General features: G+C 71.1%; 23 protein-coding genes. 17 read left to right on the forward strand and 6 right to left on the reverse strand.

The features are described from left to right. Positions 1 to 24: 24 nt before the first annotated feature. The 4 genes from ACIBO8_RS03390 to ACIBO8_RS03405 all read left to right on the forward strand — a co-directional run bounded on the left by ACIBO8_RS03390 (position 25) and on the right by ACIBO8_RS03405 (position 2263). A complete protein-coding gene (locus ACIBO8_RS03390) occupies positions 25 to 528 on the forward strand; it encodes a helix-turn-helix domain-containing protein (RefSeq protein WP_396113457.1) in 504 nt (167 codons plus the stop codon). A 15-nt stretch (positions 529 to 543) separates the two neighbouring features. Then, positions 544 to 996, forward strand: coding sequence for a hypothetical protein (locus tag ACIBO8_RS03395; RefSeq protein WP_396113458.1), 453 nt, complete (start codon positions 544 to 546; stop codon positions 994 to 996). A 71-nt stretch (positions 997 to 1067) separates the two neighbouring features. Continuing rightward, on the forward strand, positions 1068 to 1379 hold the full coding sequence (locus tag ACIBO8_RS03400; RefSeq protein WP_396113459.1) for a DUF2516 family protein: 312 nt from the start codon (positions 1068 to 1070) through the stop codon (positions 1377 to 1379). Next, positions 1376 to 2263, forward strand: a complete 888-nt coding sequence (locus ACIBO8_RS03405) for an alpha/beta fold hydrolase (protein ID WP_396113460.1) — start codon at positions 1376 to 1378, stop codon at positions 2261 to 2263. Before ACIBO8_RS03400 ends, ACIBO8_RS03405 begins: the two co-directional genes overlap by 4 nt. 9 nt (positions 2264 to 2272) lie before the next feature. On the opposite strand, the gene ACIBO8_RS03410 is transcribed toward ACIBO8_RS03405, so the two are convergent. Continuing rightward, on the reverse strand, positions 2273 to 3295 hold the full coding sequence (locus tag ACIBO8_RS03410) for a PKD domain-containing protein (RefSeq protein WP_396113461.1): 1023 nt from the start codon (positions 3293 to 3295) through the stop codon (positions 2273 to 2275). A gap of 168 nt (positions 3296 to 3463) precedes the next feature. Here ACIBO8_RS03410 and ACIBO8_RS03415 point away from each other — a divergent pair, with 168 nt between their 5' ends. Next, on the forward strand, positions 3464 to 3886 hold the full coding sequence (locus ACIBO8_RS03415; protein WP_396113462.1) for a hypothetical protein: 423 nt from the start codon (positions 3464 to 3466) through the stop codon (positions 3884 to 3886). Positions 3887 to 3897: 11 nt separating this feature from the next. Then, complete coding sequence (locus ACIBO8_RS03420; RefSeq protein WP_396113463.1) at positions 3898 to 4713, forward strand: EI24 domain-containing protein; 816 nt, start codon at positions 3898 to 3900, stop codon at positions 4711 to 4713. Positions 4714 to 4716: 3 nt separating this feature from the next. Here ACIBO8_RS03420 and ACIBO8_RS03425 read toward each other — a convergent pair whose 3' ends face one another. From ACIBO8_RS03425 to ACIBO8_RS03435, 3 genes are all read right to left on the reverse strand, one after another. After that, positions 4717 to 5733, reverse strand: a complete 1017-nt coding sequence (locus ACIBO8_RS03425; RefSeq protein WP_396113464.1) for a LacI family DNA-binding transcriptional regulator — start codon at positions 5731 to 5733, stop codon at positions 4717 to 4719. A gap of 4 nt (positions 5734 to 5737) precedes the next feature. After that, the gene (locus tag ACIBO8_RS03430; RefSeq protein WP_396113465.1) at positions 5738 to 7165 is read right to left on the reverse strand and encodes a GH1 family beta-glucosidase; all 1428 of its coding nucleotides are present in this window, start codon (positions 7163 to 7165) and stop codon (positions 5738 to 5740) included. Between the two features lie 134 nt (positions 7166 to 7299). After that, complete coding sequence (locus ACIBO8_RS03435) at positions 7300 to 8061, reverse strand: maleylpyruvate isomerase family mycothiol-dependent enzyme (RefSeq protein WP_396113882.1); 762 nt, start codon at positions 8059 to 8061, stop codon at positions 7300 to 7302. 67 nt (positions 8062 to 8128) lie between these two features. On the opposite strand from ACIBO8_RS03435, the gene ACIBO8_RS03440 reads away from it, so the two are divergent. Beyond that, positions 8129 to 9214, forward strand: a complete 1086-nt coding sequence (locus ACIBO8_RS03440) for a UDP-N-acetylmuramate dehydrogenase (RefSeq protein WP_396113466.1) — start codon at positions 8129 to 8131, stop codon at positions 9212 to 9214. Position 9215: 1 nt separating this feature from the next. On the opposite strand, the gene ACIBO8_RS03445 is transcribed toward ACIBO8_RS03440, so the two are convergent. Next, positions 9216 to 9746 (reverse strand): CAP domain-containing protein, encoded by a 531-nt coding sequence (locus tag ACIBO8_RS03445; protein WP_396113467.1) that lies wholly within the window; start codon positions 9744 to 9746, stop codon positions 9216 to 9218. 97 nt (positions 9747 to 9843) lie between these two features. After that, positions 9844 to 10536, reverse strand: coding sequence for a sensor histidine kinase (locus ACIBO8_RS03450; protein ID WP_396113468.1), 693 nt, complete (start codon positions 10534 to 10536; stop codon positions 9844 to 9846). 192 nt (positions 10537 to 10728) lie between these two features. Between ACIBO8_RS03450 and ACIBO8_RS03455 the strand changes: the two genes are divergently transcribed. The 10 genes from ACIBO8_RS03455 to ACIBO8_RS03500 all read left to right on the forward strand — a co-directional run bounded on the left by ACIBO8_RS03455 (position 10729) and on the right by ACIBO8_RS03500 (position 19003). Continuing rightward, entirely contained in the window at positions 10729 to 11427 is a 699-nt protein-coding gene (locus ACIBO8_RS03455) for a response regulator transcription factor (protein ID WP_364699100.1), read from the forward strand. Positions 11428 to 11513: 86 nt separating this feature from the next. Beyond that, entirely contained in the window at positions 11514 to 13937 is a 2424-nt protein-coding gene (locus ACIBO8_RS03460) for a chemotaxis protein CheW (protein WP_396113469.1), read from the forward strand. Position 13938: 1 nt separating this feature from the next. Beyond that, positions 13939 to 14376, forward strand: coding sequence for a chemotaxis protein CheW (locus tag ACIBO8_RS03465; protein ID WP_396113470.1), 438 nt, complete (start codon positions 13939 to 13941; stop codon positions 14374 to 14376). Next, the gene (locus ACIBO8_RS03470) at positions 14376 to 15248 is read left to right on the forward strand and encodes a hypothetical protein (RefSeq protein WP_396113471.1); all 873 of its coding nucleotides are present in this window, start codon (positions 14376 to 14378) and stop codon (positions 15246 to 15248) included. Before ACIBO8_RS03465 ends, ACIBO8_RS03470 begins: the two co-directional genes overlap by 1 nt. Positions 15249 to 15264: 16 nt before the next feature. After that, entirely contained in the window at positions 15265 to 16440 is a 1176-nt protein-coding gene (locus tag ACIBO8_RS03475; protein WP_396113472.1) for a chemotaxis response regulator protein-glutamate methylesterase, read from the forward strand. Further along, the gene (locus tag ACIBO8_RS03480; protein WP_396113473.1) at positions 16437 to 17282 is read left to right on the forward strand and encodes a CheR family methyltransferase; all 846 of its coding nucleotides are present in this window, start codon (positions 16437 to 16439) and stop codon (positions 17280 to 17282) included. Before ACIBO8_RS03475 ends, ACIBO8_RS03480 begins: the two co-directional genes overlap by 4 nt. Before the next feature lie 15 nt (positions 17283 to 17297). Continuing rightward, positions 17298 to 17675, forward strand: a complete 378-nt coding sequence (locus ACIBO8_RS03485) for a response regulator (RefSeq protein WP_221478700.1) — start codon at positions 17298 to 17300, stop codon at positions 17673 to 17675. Further along, positions 17672 to 18154: a chemotaxis protein CheX gene (locus tag ACIBO8_RS03490; RefSeq protein WP_396113474.1), complete on the forward strand. Its 483-nt coding sequence runs from the start codon at positions 17672 to 17674 to the stop codon at positions 18152 to 18154. Before ACIBO8_RS03485 ends, ACIBO8_RS03490 begins: the two co-directional genes overlap by 4 nt. Continuing rightward, positions 18151 to 18513 carry a response regulator gene (locus ACIBO8_RS03495; protein ID WP_396113475.1) on the forward strand — a complete coding sequence of 121 codons (363 nt, stop codon included), beginning with the start codon at positions 18151 to 18153 and terminating at the stop codon, positions 18511 to 18513. Before ACIBO8_RS03490 ends, ACIBO8_RS03495 begins: the two co-directional genes overlap by 4 nt. Positions 18514 to 18520: 7 nt before the next feature. Further along, the gene (locus tag ACIBO8_RS03500) at positions 18521 to 19003 is read left to right on the forward strand and encodes a hypothetical protein (protein ID WP_396113476.1); all 483 of its coding nucleotides are present in this window, start codon (positions 18521 to 18523) and stop codon (positions 19001 to 19003) included. The last annotated feature ends 53 nt before the right edge of the window (positions 19004 to 19056 follow it).

Here is a 19056-nt window from a genome sequence, read left to right on the forward strand (position 1 = left end):
GCACCCCGGGCTACGGTCGTAGGCATGGCCACCCCCAAGGACCTGCCTCAGGACATCGGCTCCTTCATCCGTGACCTGCGGCAGACCGCGAAGATCTCGCTCCGGCAGCTCGCCGACCGGGCGGGCGTGAGCAACCCGTACCTGAGCCAGATCGAGCGTGGCCTGCGCAAGCCCAGCGCTGAGGTGCTGCAGCAACTGGCCAGCGCGCTGCGGGTGTCGACCCCCGCGATGTACCTGCGCGCCGGCCTGCTCGACGGCGAGGGCCAGCAGGGCGTGCTGGCCGCCATCGCGGTGGATCCGGAACTGACGATCGCGCAGAAGCAGTCGCTGACGCAGATCTACGAGACGTTCCGCAACGAGAACGCCCGCCACGCCCCGAAGCCCGAAGCTTCCGCCGACGCCGAGGCCGACCTCGTCGCGGAGGTCGACGTTCCGGACGAGGACGAGGCGCTCCGGGCCTTGGCGCGTGACGTCGCCATCGCCGAGGACGGCGCAGCACCTCCGCCCGCCACCAAGCCCGCACAGTGACTTTGAGGAGAAGACATGCCTGAGCAGACCAAGACCCGCATCCCCGCCCCGCTCTACGCCGCCGCCGGCGCCGGTGACCTGGCCTGGCGCGAGCTGCGCAAGCTCCCCGCCGTGGTGAGCGAGCTCAGCGACCGCGCGGTCGCCTCGCTGAAGATCGCCAACGACGCGGCCGGCACCACCGCCACGTCGCTGCGCGACAAGGCCACCACCACCGACTTCGACAAGCTGCGCAGCAACGCCACCGCCAACGCGCTGGCATTCGCGCAGGTGGCGCAGGAGCGCGCCCTCGCCGTCTACACCTCGCTGGTCGCCCGTGGCGAGCGCGTCGTCGGCACCGGCGTCGTCGAGGCCGCCGAGGTGGTCAACGCCGACATGGTCACCACCGAGGAGCCGAAGGCCGTCGAGGCCGCCGCCGCGAGCCCGGCCCCCAAGCCGCGCAAGCGCGCCTCCCGCCCGGCTGCCAACTGACGCCGTCGACACGGCTGTGATGATCCGCGGGCCCCGGTGCAAGCCGGGGCCCGCGGCATAGACTCTCTGCCATGGTCTCCAGCGCGCCGCTGTTCTTCCACGAAGTCCGGTTCTACATCGACGTGCTCGTGGTGATCGCTTCCATGATCGTGCAAGCCATCGCCTTCATTCACTGCGTCACCCAGCGGGGCGACGGCTTCCAGGCGCTCGGCACCCTGCCGAAGGGCGCCTGGCTCGCCATCCTCGCGGTCTGCATGGCACTGACGCTGCTGTTCGGCGCCACCGGCCTGTTCGGCCTGATCGGCGTCGCGGCGGCCCTCATCTACCTGCTCGACGTCCGCCCCGGCCTGCGCGACCTCTCGGACGGCAAGGGCTTCTGGTGAGACTCCGCCGGCCGCCGCCTCCCGCCGGCGGCCCGCGGACCCCTGGTCCGGGACCCACCGGCCCCCGGGCCGGCCGGCCCACGTTGCCCGCGCCGCCCACCGAGCTCATCGACACCCCGCACGGCGTACGCCTCGAGCAGCTCGTCACCGGCGTCGGCGACCCGGTCACCGTGTTCGCCCATGGGCTCGCGGGTGACCTTTCCGGCACCCGGCCGCTCGGCAGCGCCGTGGCGGGCCGACGCGTGTTCTTCCACTTCCGGGGCCACGGCCGCTCCGACGCGCCGCCCCCGCCCTGGACCTTCGCCGACCTGGCCGCCGATCTGCGAGCCGTCGCCGACCGCGCCGGTGCCACCCGGGCCCTCGGGGTCAGCATGGGCGCCGGCGCCCTCTGCCGGCTGCTCGCCGACGACCCGGGCCGGTTCGACCGCATCGTGTGCTACCTACCGGCGCCGCTGGACGGCGTGCGGCCCCGGGCGGCCGAGGAGCGGCTGGAACGGCTCCTCGCCGCGGTCGAGTCCGGTGAGGCGGCCGCGGTGGCGGCGGCGGTCGAGCCGGATCTGCCCCCGTCGGTGCGGAACACGCCGGCCGGCTGGAGCTTCCTGCGCCAGCGCGTCGAGCAGTTGCTGAACGACAGGCTGGCGCAGCAGCTGGAGACGTTGTGGCGGAACCCCGCTGTTGCGGATGTGGGGGTGCTCCGGGCGTACCGGGGAAAAGCGCTGGTGATCGGCTGCGTAGGTGACGATCTGCACCCGGCGGCCTGGGCGGAGCGGCTGGCCGGGCTGCTGCCCGGCGCAGCGCTGCACGTCTACGACCGGCCGGCGGTGCTGTGGACGCACCGCCGGGAGCTGCGGGAGCGGATCTCCTCATTCTTGAACGAGGAGTAGCCCGCCGCGTCAGCTCGTGAGGTTCTGCACCTTGTACTTCCGCTCACTGCCGTTGCCGGCCTTGTCGTAGGAGAAGTAGTCGACCTCGAGGTGGTAGCCCTTCGCGAGGCCGGCGACGCCGCTGACCTTCCACTTGCCGGCCGAGTCGGCCTTGACGTACTTCACGGCGGCCTGCGGGATGTTCGGGTTGTTCCAGTTGTACTTGACCCACTTGTTGGTCGAGAAGTTGTAGTACCAGTCCGTCGTGCTGTTCCACTTGAAGAGCTGCACGCCGACCACGTCGAGGCCGCTCTGGCCGTCCTTGGCGGTGCCCTGGATGGTCTTCCACGAGGACGCCTTCGACGGGCTGCCCGGGATCGTCAGGGTGGCGCTGGGTGCGGTGGTGTCGGCCTTCAACGTGTACGTGCCCGCCGGCTTCGTGACCTTGCCCTGCGGGCTCTCCAGCGTGACGGTGGCGGAGTGCGCACCGGTGCTGCCCCAGGTGTAGTAGTGCTGGACCGACGTGTTGGCCTTGTTCACGAGGCTGGTCTCGCCGTCGCCCCAGTTCACCCAGACGCGGGTCGTGTTGCTCGGTATGCCGGCGAGCTCGAGCTTGGCCTCGTGGCCGCCCGCGGTCCAGGTCCAGTTCCAGGTGGGGTTGAACTTGAACGTCGTGGCCGCGACCTTGACGACCGCGTCGGTGAGCGTGCCGTCGGTGGAGGCGCCGTCGTCGGCGATCGTCACGCCGACGGTGAACGTGCCGCTGGCCGAGTACGCGTGCTGCACGCTGGTCGAGCCGCCCTCCAGCGTCGACGAGCTGCCGTCGCCCCAGTTCACCGTGACGGTGGCGGCGGTGTCGGGGGTGCTGTCCTCGAACGCCGTCTGGGTCAGCGTGACCTGCTGGCCGGGTGCGATCGCCGTGGTGTCGAGGCTGTAGGTGCCCGTACCCGCGGCCCAGGCCGGCGAGCCGAGCAGGGCGGCACCGGCCACCGTGCCGGCACCGAGGGCGAGGGTCAGCGTCGCGGCGAGACCGCGCGATCGTCCGGTGTTCATTTCTCTCCCCGTGAAAGTGGCCGCAGTGAATGCGAGCCGGTGGACAGTATCGGTTTCGGCGCCGACTGATCAAGCCGGTGAGCGGCCGTTTCCCCGACGGGTCGGCGTATCCCGTAACCTTTTCGCCGCTCGACCGGTGTTCAGGGCGTGCGGCTCTCCCCCAAATCAGTGTTTTTCGGCCTCGTCTCCCTCGGTCTGCCCTTCGCCGTCGCCGTCGGCTGGACGCTCGGTACGCCGGACACCGCACCCCCGGCGGTGAGCGCGCCGGGCGGGGCAGGAGCTTTCGGCGCCGCACCCGTCAAGGCGACCACCCCGGCGTCCGACTCCATCACCCAGTGGCCACCCCACGCCCCCGAGCCGGTGTCGGTGGTGGAGTCCGTCGCGCCGAGCTCGCCGAGCGTCGCGCCCAGTTCCGGCGTACCGTCGGCGACCGCTTCCGGATCCGGGGCGCCGACGCTGACCATGCCGCCGGTGCCGACGCCCACGTCGATCGTCGATCCGCCGTCGAGCCCGGCCCCGGCCGCGACGTCGGGTGACGCCGACCCGGAGCCCTCCGGGCTCGCGGGCGGGGGCCTTTTCCGTAGGTCCTAAGCTTCGGCAGCGTGGGCGACTCTCAGCTGCGATCGGCCGCCACGGCGACCGGTGGCGCTCTGCGCGAATTCCTGACCGGGGCCGGGCTGCTCGGCCGCGGGATCGGCCTGGTCGTCAGCAGTCCCCGGCTGCTCGCCCTGGGCCTGGTGCCGGCCGTCATCGCCGGTCTCCTGTACGGCGCTGCCGTGATCGCCCTGATCGCCTTCGTCGGCGACCTGGCATCGGCGGTCACGTGGTTCGCCGACGACTGGTCCACGGTCTGGCGCGACCTGATCCGGCTGCTGGCCGGCGCGGCCGTCCTCGGGCTCGGCGGCCTGCTGCTGGTGCTGACGTTCACCGCGGTGACGCTGCTGATCGGCGACCCGTTCTACGAGAAGATCTCCGGCCTGGTGGAGCAGCGCTACGGGGGCGTGCCGGACGAGGTGGAGGTGCCGCTGCTCGCCTCCCTCGGCCGCAGCCTGCGCGACTCGCTGCGGCTGATCGGCCTGTCGATCCTGCTCGGCATCCCGCTCTTCGTCGCCGGCTTCATCCCGGTGGTGGGCCAGACGGTGGTGCCGGTGGTGGGCGGCGCGGTCGGCGGATGGCTGCTCGCGGTCGAGCTGACCGGCGTGCCGTTCCAGCGGCGCGACAAGCGGCTCCGGGACCGCCGGGCGGCGCTGCGGGCGCGTCGGCCGCTCACGCTGGGCTTCGGCGTGGCGGTGTTCCTGTGCTTCCTCGTCCCGCTGGGCGCGGTGCTGCTCATGCCGGCGGCGGTGGCGGGCGGCGCGCTGCTGTCGCGCAAGGTGCTGGGCCTGCCCACGGAGATGGTGACGACGCGGCCGCTGTAGCGGTCAGGCCGAGGCGCGGATCACCAGCTCGGTCGGCAGGACCACCGCGGCCGGGACGTCCGTACGCTCGTCGACCAGCCCCAGCATCTGACGGGCCATCGTGCGGCCCATGTCGACGATCGGCTGGCGGACCGTGGTCAGCGGCGGATCGCTGAGCCGGCTGATCTCGAAGTCGTCGAAGCCGACCACCGCGACGTCGTCCGGCACCCGCCGGCCCGCGTCCTTCAGGACCTGCAGCGCTCCGTGGGCCATCATGTCCGAGGCCACGAAGACCGCGTCCAGCTGCGGGTCGTCGGCGAGCAGGCGGCGCATCGCCTGGATGCCGGAGTCGCGGGTGAAGTCGCCGACCGCCACGTGCTCGGCGAGCCCCGCCTCGTCGAGCGCGGTCCGGTAGCCGGTCAGCCGGTCGATGCCCGCCACCATGTCCTGCGGGCCGGCGATCGTGGCGATCCGGCGGCGCCCGATGCCGAGCAGGTGGCGTACGGCCACCGCCACCCCGCCGATGTGGTCCACGTCGACGTACGGCACCGGAAACTCGGCCGGCGTCATCGGGCGGCCGCTGCACACGACGGGGATGCCCAGCCGAGCCAGCGCGCCGGGCAGCGGGTCTGCGCCGTGCATGGACGCGAACATGACGCCGTCGACGTGCCCGGCCATGGCGTAGCGCTCGACCCGGTCGTGGCTGGCCGTCGAGCCCGCCATCATGAGCACGAGCTGCTTGTCGGCGGCCTCCAGCTCCATGCTGACGCCGCGGATGATGGCCGGGAAGAACATGTCGTCGGAGAAGACCCGGCTGGCCGTCTCCGGCAGGATCAGCGCTATCGACTCGGTGCGCTGGGTCACCAGGCTGCGTGCCGCCTGGTTGGGCACGTACCCGAGCTCCTCGACGGCCTGGTTGACCGCGTCGCGGATCGCGACCGCCACCGTCGTCGAGCCGTTCACGACGCGGGAGACGGTCGCGCGCGAGACACCGGCGCGTCTGGCCACCGCCTCGAGTGTCGGCCGCTCCCGCGTCACCATCAGCTCACTCCCCGATCCGGCCCCGGTCCGTCAGACCGTTGCGCCGGATCACCTCCCGGTACCACTTGGCGCTGTCCTTCGGGACCCGCTGCTGCGTGGTGTAGTCCACGTGCACGATCCCGAAGCGCATCTTGTAGCCCTCGGCCCATTCGAAATTGTCCATCAACGACCATGCGAAGTATCCCCGAAGGTCAACGCCGTGGGAAATGGACTCCAGGCATGCGCGCAGATGGCTGTCGAGATAGTCGATCCGGTCGGTGTCGTGGACGGCGCCGGAGTCGCCCGACGGGCCGTCCGGATAGGCCGCGCCGTTCTCCGTGATCATCATGGGTACGCCGTAGTCGGCGTGGATGCGGTCCAGCAGCCTGGTCAGGGCGGCGGGCTCGATCTGCCAGCCGATGTCGGTGATCGGCCCGACGGGCGCCCGGAAGGCGATGCCCTCGGTGCCCGGGTTCTCCGGCGACGCGGGCCGGCCGGGCTGCGCCGACACGTACGTGGGGGTGTAGAAGTTGATCCCCAGCACGTCGATCGGGGCGTTGATGATCGCCTCGTCGCCCTCGCGGATGTGGCTGAGGTCGGTGAAGCGGGTCATGTGCTCGCGCATGTCGTCCGGGTATGCCCCGCGCAGCAGGGGGTCCAGGAAGATCCGGTTGTGCAGCCCGTCGACGATGCGCGCGGCGGCGACGTCGGCCGGGTTCTGCGGGTCGAGCGGGGAGACGGAGGCCGGGTTCAGAGTGATGCTGACGCTCTGCGCGCCGGCCGAGCGCAGCGCCCGCGCGGCCAGCCCGTGCCCGAGCAGCAGGTGGTGGACCGCCTGGAACGCCGCGGCCGGGTCCTGGACGCCGGGGGCGTGGCGGCCGCTGCCGTAGCCCAGGTATGCCGAGCACCACGGCTCGTTGAGGGTGGTCCAGGTGCGGACCCGGTCGCCGAGGCGGGCGTGCACGATGGCGGCGTACTCGGCGAAGGCCTCGGCGGTCTCCCGGACGGTCCAGCCGCCGCGGTCCTGCAGCGTCTGCGGCAGGTCCCAGTGGTACAGCGTGACGACGGGGTCGATGCCCTTGCCGATGAGCTCGTCGGTGAGCCGGTCGTAGAAGTCCAGGCCGCGCGTGTTGACCGGCCCGGTGCCGTCGGGCTGGATGCGCGGCCAGGCGATCGAATACCGGTACGACCCCAGCCCCAGGTCCGCCATCATCGCCACGTCCTCGACGTAGCGGTGGTAGTGATCGCAGGCGACGTCACCGGTGTGGCCGGCGTACACGCGTCCCGGCGTGCGGGAGAAGGTGTCCCAGATGGACGGGCCCCGGCCGTCCTCGCGGACCGCCCCCTCGATCTGGTACGACGCCGTCGCCGCTCCCCAGATGAACCCCTCCGGGAAGTGGCCCCCCGATGCCAGTGGTTCGCCGCTCGATTCCACCTCGACGGTTGCCGTCATGCCGTCACCGCTTCCTGCGTGAATGCCGTGGCGGACGACCGCGGCCGTCCGTACTTAACCGGTACAGCGTACGGCCATTCACTGTTTCGGGAGCCGGCTGGAAGTTGCGGAACCACGCCCGGATGGTGGGACGCTCAGCCGGCGCGCAGCGCGCTGATCAGGCGCCGGTCGCCCATGGTGGCCAGTTTGTCGACTTCCGTCCGTCCCATCAGTGCCAGCAGCAGGTCGCTCGCCGTGCCGCGCGCCTCGGCCCGCGCATGGTGGTCGTGCGTGTCGAGGATCGTGCCGGTGTCCAGCAGCGCCAGGCCGGCGCCGCGAAGCCGGACGAACCACTCGTAACTGACATCGGTGGCGACGAGGTGCACGACGCCGTACAGGTCGGTGGGGCCCTTGCGGCGGCCGGCCGGCAGCCACGTGTCGAGCACCTCGTTGACGCCGTCGGCGGCGAGTTTGGTCTCGATCGGCGTGGCGCGGCCGGCGGCCGTCTCGGCGTCCCACCGGTGCACGGAGATCTCGTGGGCCATGCGGCGCTGCCAGAACCCGGCCTTCTTCGCCTGCGCGGGCCAGGTCCAGGCCGGGAAGTCGGGGTCGAGCGCGTCGAGCGTCTCGATCGTGCCGGTCAGCTCGCGCCGCAGGCCGTCGAGCGCTTCCGGCCAGTCGGGCCGGGGCTCGGGGGTGACCCGCTCGGCGGGCTTGTCGATCACCCCGCGCGGAACCGTCTCGCGCACCCAGCGCAGCAGCACGGTGAGGTGCTCGGTGAGGTCGGCGACCGTCCAGCCCGGGCACGAGGGCACGACGGCGTCGGGGCCGGTCTCGGCGACGGCGTCCTGGAGCGCCGGGCCGTCGGCGCGCAGCGCCGCCAGCCAGAAGTCCTTCGTCGCGTTGAGCCTGTTCATCAGCTTCTCCCGCTCGAGGAGGACCACCTGTGCGTCCCCCTGGGCCCGTCGGCCTAGGGTGAACGTCGTGCCTGACGTTAGTGCTCATCCACCCGCCACCGCATCTGCTGCGCATGCCAGTTCGCTGGGGGCGTACACGACGCTACGCCTCGGCGGCCCCGCGGGCACGCTGACGCCGGTGTCCGAAACGGACGAAGCGGTAGCAATGATGCGAGTAGCCGCCCGCAGGGGGGATCGGGTGCTCGTTCTCGCGGGCGGTAGCAACGTCGTGATCGGCGACGAGGGCTTCCCGGGGCCGGTGCTACTGCTGCAGACCCGTGGGGTCGAAGTGATCGAGCGTGACTCGCGTGGTGCGCTCGTACGGGTCGCGGCGGGGGAGCCGTGGGACGAGTTCGTCGCCCGCACGCTGGCCGAGGGCTTCTCCGGGCTGGAGGCGCTGTCCGGCATCCCCGGGTCGGCCGGTGCCACGCCGATCCAGAACGTCGGCGCCTACGGCCAGGAGGTGGCACAGACCATCGAGGCCGTGCGCGTCTACGACCGGATCGACGACGAGATCAGGGTGCTGTCGCTGCCGGAGTGCCGGTTCGCGTACAGGTCCAGCGTGTTCAAGCACAACGACCGATGGCTGGTCCTCGAGGTCGACTTCCGGCTGGCGGTCTCCGCCGAGTCGGCCCCCATCCGGTACGCGGAACTGGCCCGGCACCTGGGCGTGGAGGCGGGCGAGCGAGTGCCCGCGGAACGGGTCCGCGACACCGTCCTCAAGCTGCGGGCGAGCAAGGGCATGGTGCTCGACCCCGAGGACCCCGACACCCGCTCGGTGGGTTCCTTCTTCACCAACCCGGTGCTCTCCGCGCAGGAGTGGGCCGCGGTGCAGGACCGGCTGGCCGACGCCGGCGAGCCGCCGAGCTGGCCGGCGCCGAACGGCACGGTCAAGGTGCCGGCGGCCTGGCTGATCGAGAAGGCCGGCTTCGCCAAGGGGTACGGCCGCGGCGGCGTCGCCATCTCGTCCAAGCACACGCTCGCCCTTACCCACCGCGGCGGCGCCACCACGGCGGCGCTGCTCGACCTGGCCCGCGAGATCCGGGACGGCGTACGCGACCGGTTCGGAGTCGTCCTGCACCCCGAACCGGTCCTGGTGAACTGCTCGCTGTAGCTCAGCGCCAGCCGAAGACCTGCGTCCAGTAGAGGGTGCCGTTCGCCGCCCGCTGCACGCCGGCGCCGAACGACCGCGCGTCGCAGTTGAGGATGTTCTCCCGATGCGCCGGGCTGGCCATCCAGGCGTCGATCACCTCGTCGGCGCTGGAGAAGCCCCAGGCGATGTTCTCGGCGGCCACGTCGTCGTAGCCCGCTGCCCGGGACCGGGTCTCGAACGTCGAGCCGCGCCAGCCGATGTGCCCGAAGTCGCCGGTGGCGGCCATGTAGTGGCTCTGCCGTACCGAAGCGACCACGAGCTCGTCCTCCACCGCGAGCGGGTCGCATCCGGCGTCGACCCGTACCTCGTTGGTGCGCGCGACCACGTCGTCCATGAGGAACCCGATGGTCGCCGGGCCGAGCCGGGACGCCCCCGGAACGGTGGTGCCGGCGTGCGCGGGCGCCGTGGTCAGTGCGAGCAGTGCCGCGGGTGCGGCTACGGCGAGCGCGATTCGGCGTACGGTTTCGAGCACGGTGCTTGCCTCCCGGTCCACGGCCGGGCCCCTGTGCGCCCGGCCCATACATCGGACCGTTTTTCTGCCGTTACGTCCCTTCTTTGGGCGTTTACGGCGGTCCGCCGGGGGGTTCGTGTCAGTCTGGGGGGATGGACAGGGGGAGCCGGATCTCGGCTCCGGCGCCTGTCTCCGGGTCGAAGGTCAGCGTCACCGACCCGCCGTGCCGGGTGGCGATCGCCTCGGCGAGCAGCATCCACAGGGCCGTGCTGCGCCGCCGGTGCGGCGGGTCCGGATCGGCCAGCATGCCGGCCATCAGCAGCTCGTTGGTGAGCTGCTCGGCCTGCCGCGCGGTCACGGTGATCCGCCAGCCGGCGTCATCGCCCTCGGCCTCGACCACGGCGCAGCGGTCGGCCGCGCCGCTCGCGACCGTGCCCACCACGGCATAGAAGAGGTCGCGCAGCAACGGCGCGTCCGCGGACACCGGCGGACCGGGCTGGGCGTGGACCGTCGCCGCCGTGTACGGCTCCCGGCTCGCGAGCAGCTCGGCAACCTCCCCGATCAGCGCGGCGGGATCAACGGTCGTCGGCCAGAGCTCGAGATCGCCGGTCTGCAGCCGGCTCACCACCATGAGGTCCTCCACGAGCGCGAGCATCCGCTCGGTGTTGCGCCGTACGGCGGCCAGCGCCACCGAACGTTCGGCGGGCGCCAGGTCGTCGGTGTCCAGGCTCTCGGTGAAGGACGCGATCGTGGTCAGCGGTGTCCGCAGCTCGTGGGAGATGACCGCGAGGAAGCGAGCCTGCAGCGCGAAGACGTTCGTGGGGGTTCGCACGCTGAACTATAACTTTCCGTATATGAACAGACACGTCACGCTATCGTGGTTTTGGACATTTCATCTTCGCCGTCCGCAGTCGCGGGGGGCGTGAGCAAGACGCTGACCAGGGACCGGTGCGTGCCGCGCCGCCCCGGGCAGCCGCGTCTGGCGACGCGCGGGGGCGGAGGCGGAGGGCATGGTGACGAGCTCATGAGCAGGCTGCTCGTGGTCGAGGACGATCCGGACATCGCACTGGCCCTGCGGCTGCTCTTCAGCCGGGCCGGGTACGAGGTGGCGCACGCGGGCGACGGGCGTACCGGGCTGAAGGAGGCGTACGCCGAACACCCGGATCTGGTCGTGCTCGACGTCGGCCTGCCGGAGATGGACGGCTGGCAGGTCCTCGAGCGGCTGCGGGACGTGTCCGACGTACCGGTGCTGGTGCTGACCGCGCACGGCCAGGAGGCCGAGAAGGTACGCGGGCTGCGCGGCGGCGCGGACGACTACCTGACCAAGCCGTTCGCCAACAACGAGCTGCTGGCCCGGGTCGAGGCGTTGCTGCGCCGCTCCTCCGGCGGGCAGAACAGCTGGGCCAGCCAGATCTACGACGACGGGCTGGTCCACCTGGACCCCACCAAGCGCCGGGTCTACGTCAAGGGCGACGAGAAGCGCCTGACCCCGACGGAGTTCCGCTTGCTCAACGCCCTGGTCCGGCACGCCGGCGCGGTGCTGAGCCCCAACCAGCTGCTGACCCAGGCGTGGGACGACCCCACGGGCATCGGTCAGGAGCGCGTGAAGTTCGCCGTGCTGCGGTTGCGCCGCAAGCTCGGATGGTCGGATCCCGACGAATCCCCGATCGAGTCCGTACGCGGATTCGGCTACCGCTATCGGCGTCCGGGCGGTGACAACTGAGCCGCAACCGGTAGCGCTTCGGGTGTCCTCAGGTGAGGTCCCGGTGGGTCGATGAGGGATTTGGGAAACGAGCAGGAGGTAGGGCGTTGGAAGACCTTGGCGAGATCGTCGGCGAATTCCTCATGGAGAGCCACGAGAACCTGGACCAGATCGACCGGGATCTCGTCGCTCTGGAGCAGAACCCGGCTTCGCGTGACCTGATCTCCCGCATCTTCCGGGCGATCCACACGATCAAGGGCACCAGTGGCTTCCTCGCCTTCACCCGGCTGGAGACGCTCGCCCACGCGGGTGAGTCGTTGCTGTCGCGGCTGCGCGACGGCGTCCAGCCCGTCACGCCGACGACGATCACCACGCTGCTGGCCACCATCGACGGCGTCCGTTCGCTGCTGGAGGCCATCGAGCAGAACGGCAACGAGGGTGAGGTCGACGTCGACAGCATCATCACCGCCGTCCACGCCCAGATGAACGCCCCGGGCGACGCCGCCGCGGCCCCGGCTGCCGCGGCCCCGGCTGCCGCCGCCCCGGCCGCCGCCGCTCCGGCTGCTCCCGCCGCCCCGGCACACACCCCGGCGCACGCCGCGGCGGAGACGCCGGCCGAGACGCGCGAACCGCTCGAGGAGCGGCCGGTCCGCCCGGCCCCCGAGCCGGTCGAGAACCAGCGGCGCCCGCTCGGCGAGATCCTCGTCGAGACCGGCGCGGCGCACGCCTCGGACGTCGGCTCGGCGCTGCAGTCCCAGCTCGAGGGCGACGAGCGCAAGCTCGGCACGATCCTGCTCGAGGAGGGCAAGACCCAGCCCGCCGCCGTCAGCGAGGCGCTCCAGGCGCAGACGCCGAAGCGCAGCGTCGCCGACAGCGCGATCCGGGTCGACGTCGACCTGCTCGACAGCCTGATGAACATGGTCGGCGAGCTGGTGCTGGCCCGTAACCAGCTGGTCCGCGGCGTGATGGAGACCGGCGACTCCGGCCTCGTGCGCAGCGCCCAGCGGCTCGGCATGATCACCTCGGAGCTGCAAGAGGGGATCATGAAGACCCGCATGCAGCCGATCGAGCACATCTGGTCGAAGCTGCCCCGGGTCATCCGCGACCTCTCCAACTCGCTCGGCAAGAAGGTCGAGCTGGTCATGGAGGGCAAGGAGACCGAGCTCGACCGCAGCCTGCTCGAGGCGGTCAAGGACCCGCTGACCCACCTCGTGCGCAACGCCGTCGACCACGGCATCGAGGACCCCGACCGGCGCGCCGCGGCCGGCAAGAACCCCGAGGGCACGCTGACGCTGCGGGCGTACCACGAGGGCGGGCACGTCGCGGTCGAGGTGGCCGACGACGGCGCCGGCATGGACGTGAACCGCATCGCGCAGAAGGCCGTGGAGAAGGGCCTGCTCCGGGCGGAGCAGATCCCCAACATGGACAAGCGCGAGATCATGGCGATGGTCTTCCAGCCCGGGTTCTCCACCGCGGCGAAGGTGACCAACGTGTCCGGCCGCGGCGTCGGCATGGACGTCGTCAAGACCAACATCGAGCGGATCGGCGGCGCGGTCAGCGTCGACTCGACGCTGGGCCAGGGTACGGTCTGGCGCCTCACGATCCCGCTGACGCTGGCCATCATCCAGGCGCTGACCGTCGACTGCGGCGACCAGCGCTACGTGGTGCCCCAGGTCGCGGTGCTGGAGCTGGTCTTCATCGACGGCCAGTCCACGAAGATCGAGTATGCGTCCGGCGCGCCCGTCTACCGGCTGCGCGGCAAGCTGCTCCCGCTGGTCCGCCTGGACCGCACGCTGGGCCTCGACCCCGGCGGGGACCAGGGCGTGTACATCATGGTGCTGCAGGCCGACGGCCGCCGCTTCGGCCTGGTCGTGGACCGCGTCCTGAACACCGAAGAGGTCGTGGTCAAGGCGCTCAACAGCCGGTTCAAGGACATCGGCCTGTACGCCGGCGCGACCATCCTGGGCGACGGCAAGGTGGGCCTGATCCTCGACGTCTCGTCGCTGGCGCGGCGCTCGCACCTGGCGGCCGACTCGGATCGCGAGAACCTGGTCGGCACGTCGCGCGCCACCGGTGCCGCCGGCACCGGGGAACGGCTGCTCATCACCGCGGTCGGCGAGCGCCGGGTGGCGATCCCGCTCGACACGGTCACCCGCCTCGAGGAGTTCCCGCGGGACCGCATCGAGCACGCCGGTTCGCGCGAGGTCGTGCAGTACCGGGGCCAGATCCTGCCGCTGGTCCGGCTGTCGCACCTGCTGGGGGCGTACAGCGAGATGGAGGAGGGCGACACCGTCTCGGTGGTCGTCTACAGCGAGGGAGGGCGCAGCGTGGCGCTGGTCGTGGACCGCATCGTCGACATCGCCGAGAACGAGAGCTCGGCCGCACGCCGGGACGCGGAGGAGGACGGCCTGGTCGGTACGGCGGTCATCCAGCAGCGCGTGACCGAGCTGCTCGACGTGCGCCGCGCGATCCTCGCCGCCGACCCGAACTTCTACGCCGACATGAACACCGACGAGCTGGTGGAGGCCTGAGATGGCGAGCCGTCAGTTCGCCACCTTCGAGGTGGCCGACCAGCTCTTCGGAGTCGAGGTCCACACCGTCCAGGAGGTGCTCTCGTACAACGAGTACACCCCGGTCCCGGGGGCGCCGCCGGCCGTGGGCGGGCTGTTCAACCTGCGCGGTCAGGTGATCGCCGCCGTCGACCTGCGGGTGCAGCTCGGGCTGGCCCGACAGGCGCTGCAGGGCCCGGTGATGAACGTGATCCTGCGGGGCGACGGCGAGCCGGTCAGCCTGCTCGTCGACCGCATCGGCGAGGTCGTCGACCTCGAGGACGACGCGTTCGAGCCGCCGCCGGACACCCTCAGCGGGCCGACCCGCGAGCTGGTGGTGGGCACGTTCAAGCTGGACGGGCGGCTGATGCTGGCCCTCGACGTCAACCAGGCCGTCGACACGTATCGAGCCACCACCTGATGTACAGCCTGGTCAGCGCCCCCGTCCTCGGCTTCGACCTGACCCGCCTGGGAGGCGGGTCGGCCACCGCCGAGGTGCTGCTGCGCGCCCTGCGCCTCAGCGTCGGGGACCTGCCCATCCTCGCCGAGCGGCTGCCGGACGAGGGCGTTCGCGGCCCGCTCTGGGTCGAGGTGGAGAGCGCGGCGCGCAAGCTGCCGACGCTCAAGGGTATGAAGGCGGACGACCCGGCGAGCTCGCTCGCCCTGGTCGAGCGGGCGCCCATCGGATCGGTCGACGCCCTGCTCACCTGCCTGCGCTACGACGTCATGTCGTGGACCTGGCAGGGCGCCGGCCGCGACGCCAAGCAGAGCGAGACGGCCGCCGCGGCGACCGCCCTGCTCTGCGACGCCGCGGTCGCGAGCTACCTGCGGGAGGTCCTCGACGACACGACCCGCCGGATGCTCGGTGCCGGCTGGGTCGCGGCGGTGCGCAAGCTGCCCGCCGGCAAGCCGATCGACCTGGGGCCGCACCACTACGCCGTGTCGGCGCTGCTCGACCGGCTGCGCTCGATCACACCCAAGGACCTGGGGCGGCTCACGCATTCGGCCGAGGACGCCCGCCGGAACGCCGGCGGCTGGTCCCCGGCGGTGCACTCGGCCTCGTGGGCGGCGTACCTGTCGGATCGGGTACGCACGGCGGCGGCGGCGCAGATGCTGCTCGTGCAGGCGATCGACACGGCGGCCATTCCGCTGGCCGAGCGGGCCGGCGGCGTGTGGAACATGCTCAGCGGCGCGGTCCAGGCGCTCGTCGTCCGGGACCTGCTGGACACCGCCACGGCGCACCGGCTCCTGGCGCCGGTCGTCGCCGCACTCGGCCCGGCCTGGCTCGGATGAGGGACGGAGGACAGCGATGATCAGAGTGCTCGTCGTCGACGACTCCGTCGTGGTCCGTCGCCTCATCGTGGACTCGCTGACCGGTGCGCCGGGCATCGAGGTGGTCGGGACGGCCGCCAACGGTCTGCTGGCCCAGGCGAAGATCGACCAGCTCAAGCCGGACGCCATCACGATGGACATCGAGATGCCGCAGATGGACGGCATCGCGGCGGTGCGTGAGCTGCGCAAGCGGCACAAGCGCGTGCCGGTGATCATGTTCAGCACGCTCTCCGCGGCCGGCGCGAGCGCCACGCTGGAGGCGCTGGCCGCCGGTGCCACGGACTATGTCACGAAGCCGAGCAACGTCGGGTCCGTGGCCGAGTCGATCGCCGCCGTACGCGAACAGCTCGTGCCGAAGATCCACGCGCTGGCCGGACGGCGGCCGGGTGCACCGGGCCGGCCGGGTCTCGGTCCGGCGAAGCGGCCGGGCCTCGCCCCGCCGCCGGGCAACCGCCCCGGCCTGCCGGGACGGCCCGGCGTGCTCGCCGGCCGGACCGCGCCACCGCCGGCCGCCCCGCCGCGGCCGCCGCGCCGTGGTCCCCAGCCGCGGGTCGACATTCTCGCGATCGGATCGTCCACGGGCGGCCCGGACGCACTGACCAAGGTGCTGACGGCGCTGCCCGGGGACCTGCCGGTCCCGATCGTGGTGACGCAGCACATGCCGCCGGTCTTCACCCGCATGTTCGCCGAGCGCCTCGACCGCAGCACCGCGCTGCGCGTCGTGGAGGCCGGCGACGGGATGGAGCTCGCGCCCGGCACGGTCTACATCGCTCCCGGCGACAAGCACCTGGTGCTGCAACGCCGGAACACCGCGACGCTGACCCAGCTCAGCGGCGCGCCGCCGGAGAACTCGTGCCGTCCGGCGGTCGACGTGATGTTCCGCTCGGTGGCCGCGCTCTTCGGGGCGGCGTGCTACGCGGCTGTTCTCACCGGCATGGGATACGACGGACGGGGTGGTGCGAAGGTGCTGCGTGATGCAGGCGCCGAGGTGCTGGCGCAGGACGAGGCTAGTTCGGTGGTCTGGGGGATGCCCGGCGCCGTGGTCGGCGCGGGGCTGGCCGACGACGTGCTGCCCCTCGACAAGATCGCTTCGGTCCTGATCAAGCGGGTCCAGGTCGGCCGGGCTCCCCGCGCGACGGCGGTGACCCGATGACACTGTCCCAGGCGGATTTTTCGTTCGTGTCCACGCTGGTCCGGCGGGAGGCGGCGATCGTGCTGGCCCCCGGCAAGGAGTACCTGGTCGAGGCCCGGCTGATTCCCGTGGCCCGGCAGGTGGGCGCCGCCAGCGTCGGTGAGTTCCTCGCCAACCTGCAGCGCAAGCCGAACCCGGACGACCAGCGCCGGATCATCGACGCGCTGACGACCAACGAGACGTCGTGGTTCCGCGACCGGGAGCCCTTCACCGCGCTGACCGACGTGGTGCTGCCGGAACTGGTCAAGAACCGGGGATCCGCACGCAAAGTACGCCTGTGGTCGGCGGCCAGCTCGAGCGGGCAGGAGGCGTACAGCCTGGCGATCACGCTGCAGGAGGCGCTGCCCAGCGGGTGGTCGTACGAGATTCTCGGTAGCGACATCTCCACCGAGATGGTCAAGCGGGCCGAGGCGGCGGAGTACAGCCAGGTGGAGGTCAACCGGGGACTGCCGGCCACCCAGCTGGTGCAGTACTTCGAGCGGGTGGGCGCGCACTGGCGGGTGGCGCCGCACCTGCGGCGCAACGTCTCGTTCAAGCACATGAACCTGACCGCGCCGCTACCGTCGATGCCGCCGTTCGACGTGATCTTCCTGCGCAACGTGCTCATCTACTTCGACGTCGCGACGAAGAAGACGGTGCTGCGCAACGTCGCGCGCCTGCTGCGCCCGGACGGCTGGCTTTTCCTCGGCGCGGCCGAGACGACGATCGGGATCGACGACAACTACGAACGGGTGGCGGCCGGCCGGACCTCTGCCTACCGAGTACGCAGCGCGGTGCCGGCCGGTGCCGCGAGGAAGGGGTGAGCCGCGGTGCGGGCGATGGTGATCGACGACTCCCGGGCGATGCGCATGATCTTGAAGCGCATCGTCGCGAAGCTGAACTTCGAGGCGATCGAGGCAGGTGACGGCCAGGAGGCCCTCGACCTGCTCGCCACGATGACCGAGGTGCCGGAACTGGCCCTCATCGACTGGAACATGCCGAACATGAACGGTCTCGAGTTCGTGACCAAGGTCCGCGCCGAACCCCGGCTGCGGGAGATGACCCTGGTCATGGTCACGACCGAGAGCGAACAGAGCCAGATCGTCCGGGCGCTCGCCGCGGGCGCCCACGAATACGTGATCAAGCCCTTCACGGAGGGCGCGATGATCGAAAAGTTGGCCCTGCTGGGCCTGGTACCGACCGGAGCGAACTCATGAGCGTCGAAACCGTGGTGACCCAGGACGATCTCGCCGAGATGGTGGAACAGGTCTGGGTGTCGTACTTGGACCCGGAGGGGGTCAGCCCGCTGGTGCTGACGGGCGACGACAAGCAGACGACCGAGGTGCACTCGACGGTGTCCATCACCGGTTCCTGGCACGGTCACCTCGTATACGCGTGCTCGCTGAAGGCCGCGAGGAAAGCGGCCGCGGCCTTCCTCGCGATGGAGATGGACGAGGTCGGTCAGGAGGACACCTCCGACGTCCTGGGCGAGCTGGCGAACATCGTCGGCGGCAACGTCAAGGCCATGCTGCCGGCGGGGTGCTTCCTGTCCCTGCCGACCGTCGTGCTGGCACCGGACACCGCGTCGTACTACCCGGCCGCCGAGCAGATCAGCGGTCTGTACGGCGTCTGGGACGGCGAACCGATCTCCATCTCGATGTGGCAGAGCATCAAGCAGGGGGAGGCCACGGCATGAAGATCCTGATCGCGGACGACAGCCGGGTCATGCGCCAGATCGTGACCCGGACGCTGCGGCAGGCAGGTTTCGATGGACACGATCTGGTCGAGGCCTCGGACGGCGCGGAGGCGGTCGCGAAGGCCGAGGCGGAGAACCCCGATCTGATCATCTCGGACTGGAACATGCCTGAGATGACCGGCATCGACGTGCTGCGCAAGCTCCGGGCGTCCGGCAACAACGTCAAGTTCGGCTTCGTGACGTCCGAGTGCACGGACGAGATGAAGACTGCGGCGGAGAGCGCCGGTTCGGCGTTCTTCATCGTCAAGCCCTTCACCGCAGAGCAATTCGATGAGGTCTTCTCTCCTATTTTGGGATGATATAGCCATGTCTGACACCTCGGTCATTCCCGCCTCGCTCGCCGTCCGCAACCTCTTCGAGGACCTCCTCGGCCGGGACGTCAACGTCTCTACCGGCAGTCCCATGACCGCGGAGCATCTGCCGACCGGCCTGTTCGCCATCTATACGGACAATCAGCGGCTCTACGCCGTGCTCGGGATGACGCTGAGCCTGGCCGCCAACGCGGGAGCCGCCCTGGGTCTGCTGCCGGCGGGCGCCGCGGAGGACAGCATCGAGGAGAAAACGCTCTTCCCGAACCTGGCCGAGAACGTCTTCGAGCTCTGCAACGTGTTCACCAGCCTGCTCAATCGCGAGGGGGCGCCGCACGTGAAGCTCTACCAGGTCATCTACCCCGGCATGGAACTGCCCAACGACGCGCGGGCGCATCTGCTCGCGCTCGGCAAGCGGCTGGACCTGGACATCGAGGTGTCCCGCTACGGCAAGGGCAAGTTCTCGCTGTCGCTCGTCTGAGACTCGTCGTGCCCTGGCCCGCTGCGGCGGCCAGGGCACGATCGTGTCCGGGC

Source organism: Actinoplanes sp. NPDC049681 (assembly GCF_044465265.1).
Taxonomy (GTDB): domain Bacteria; phylum Actinomycetota; class Actinomycetes; order Mycobacteriales; family Micromonosporaceae; genus Actinoplanes.

Bases quoted from the DNA above. Each gene is read 5' to 3' on its own strand.
- ACIBO8_RS03495 (WP_396113475.1), top strand. From the start codon at position 18,151: ATGAAGATCCTGATCGCGGACGACAGCCGGGTCATGCGCCAGATCGTG.
- ACIBO8_RS03475 (WP_396113472.1), top strand. From the start codon at position 15,265: ATGATCAGAGTGCTCGTCGTCGACGACTCCGTCGTGGTCCGTCGCCTC.
- ACIBO8_RS03490 (WP_396113474.1), top strand. From the start codon at position 17,672: ATGAGCGTCGAAACCGTGGTGACCCAGGACGATCTCGCCGAGATGGTG.
- ACIBO8_RS03485 (WP_221478700.1), top strand. From the start codon at position 17,298: ATGGTGATCGACGACTCCCGGGCGATGCGCATGATCTTGAAGCGCATC.
- ACIBO8_RS03465 (WP_396113470.1), top strand. From the start codon at position 13,939: ATGGCGAGCCGTCAGTTCGCCACCTTCGAGGTGGCCGACCAGCTCTTC.
- ACIBO8_RS03400 (WP_396113459.1), top strand. From the start codon at position 1,068: ATGGTCTCCAGCGCGCCGCTGTTCTTCCACGAAGTCCGGTTCTACATC.
- ACIBO8_RS03410 (WP_396113461.1), bottom strand. From the start codon at position 3,295: ATGAACACCGGACGATCGCGCGGTCTCGCCGCGACGCTGACCCTCGCC.
- ACIBO8_RS03500 (WP_396113476.1), top strand. From the start codon at position 18,521: ATGTCTGACACCTCGGTCATTCCCGCCTCGCTCGCCGTCCGCAACCTC.
- ACIBO8_RS03430 (WP_396113465.1), bottom strand. From the start codon at position 7,165: ATGACGGCAACCGTCGAGGTGGAATCGAGCGGCGAACCACTGGCATCG.
- ACIBO8_RS03395 (WP_396113458.1), top strand. From the start codon at position 544: ATGCCTGAGCAGACCAAGACCCGCATCCCCGCCCCGCTCTACGCCGCC.
- ACIBO8_RS03470 (WP_396113471.1), top strand. From the start codon at position 14,376: ATGTACAGCCTGGTCAGCGCCCCCGTCCTCGGCTTCGACCTGACCCGC.
- ACIBO8_RS03480 (WP_396113473.1), top strand. From the start codon at position 16,437: ATGACACTGTCCCAGGCGGATTTTTCGTTCGTGTCCACGCTGGTCCGG.
- ACIBO8_RS03435 (WP_396113882.1), bottom strand. From the start codon at position 8,061: ATGAACAGGCTCAACGCGACGAAGGACTTCTGGCTGGCGGCGCTGCGC.
- ACIBO8_RS03425 (WP_396113464.1), bottom strand. From the start codon at position 5,733: ATGGTGACGCGGGAGCGGCCGACACTCGAGGCGGTGGCCAGACGCGCC.
- ACIBO8_RS03390 (WP_396113457.1), top strand. From the start codon at position 25: ATGGCCACCCCCAAGGACCTGCCTCAGGACATCGGCTCCTTCATCCGT.
- ACIBO8_RS03455 (WP_364699100.1), top strand. From the start codon at position 10,729: ATGAGCAGGCTGCTCGTGGTCGAGGACGATCCGGACATCGCACTGGCC.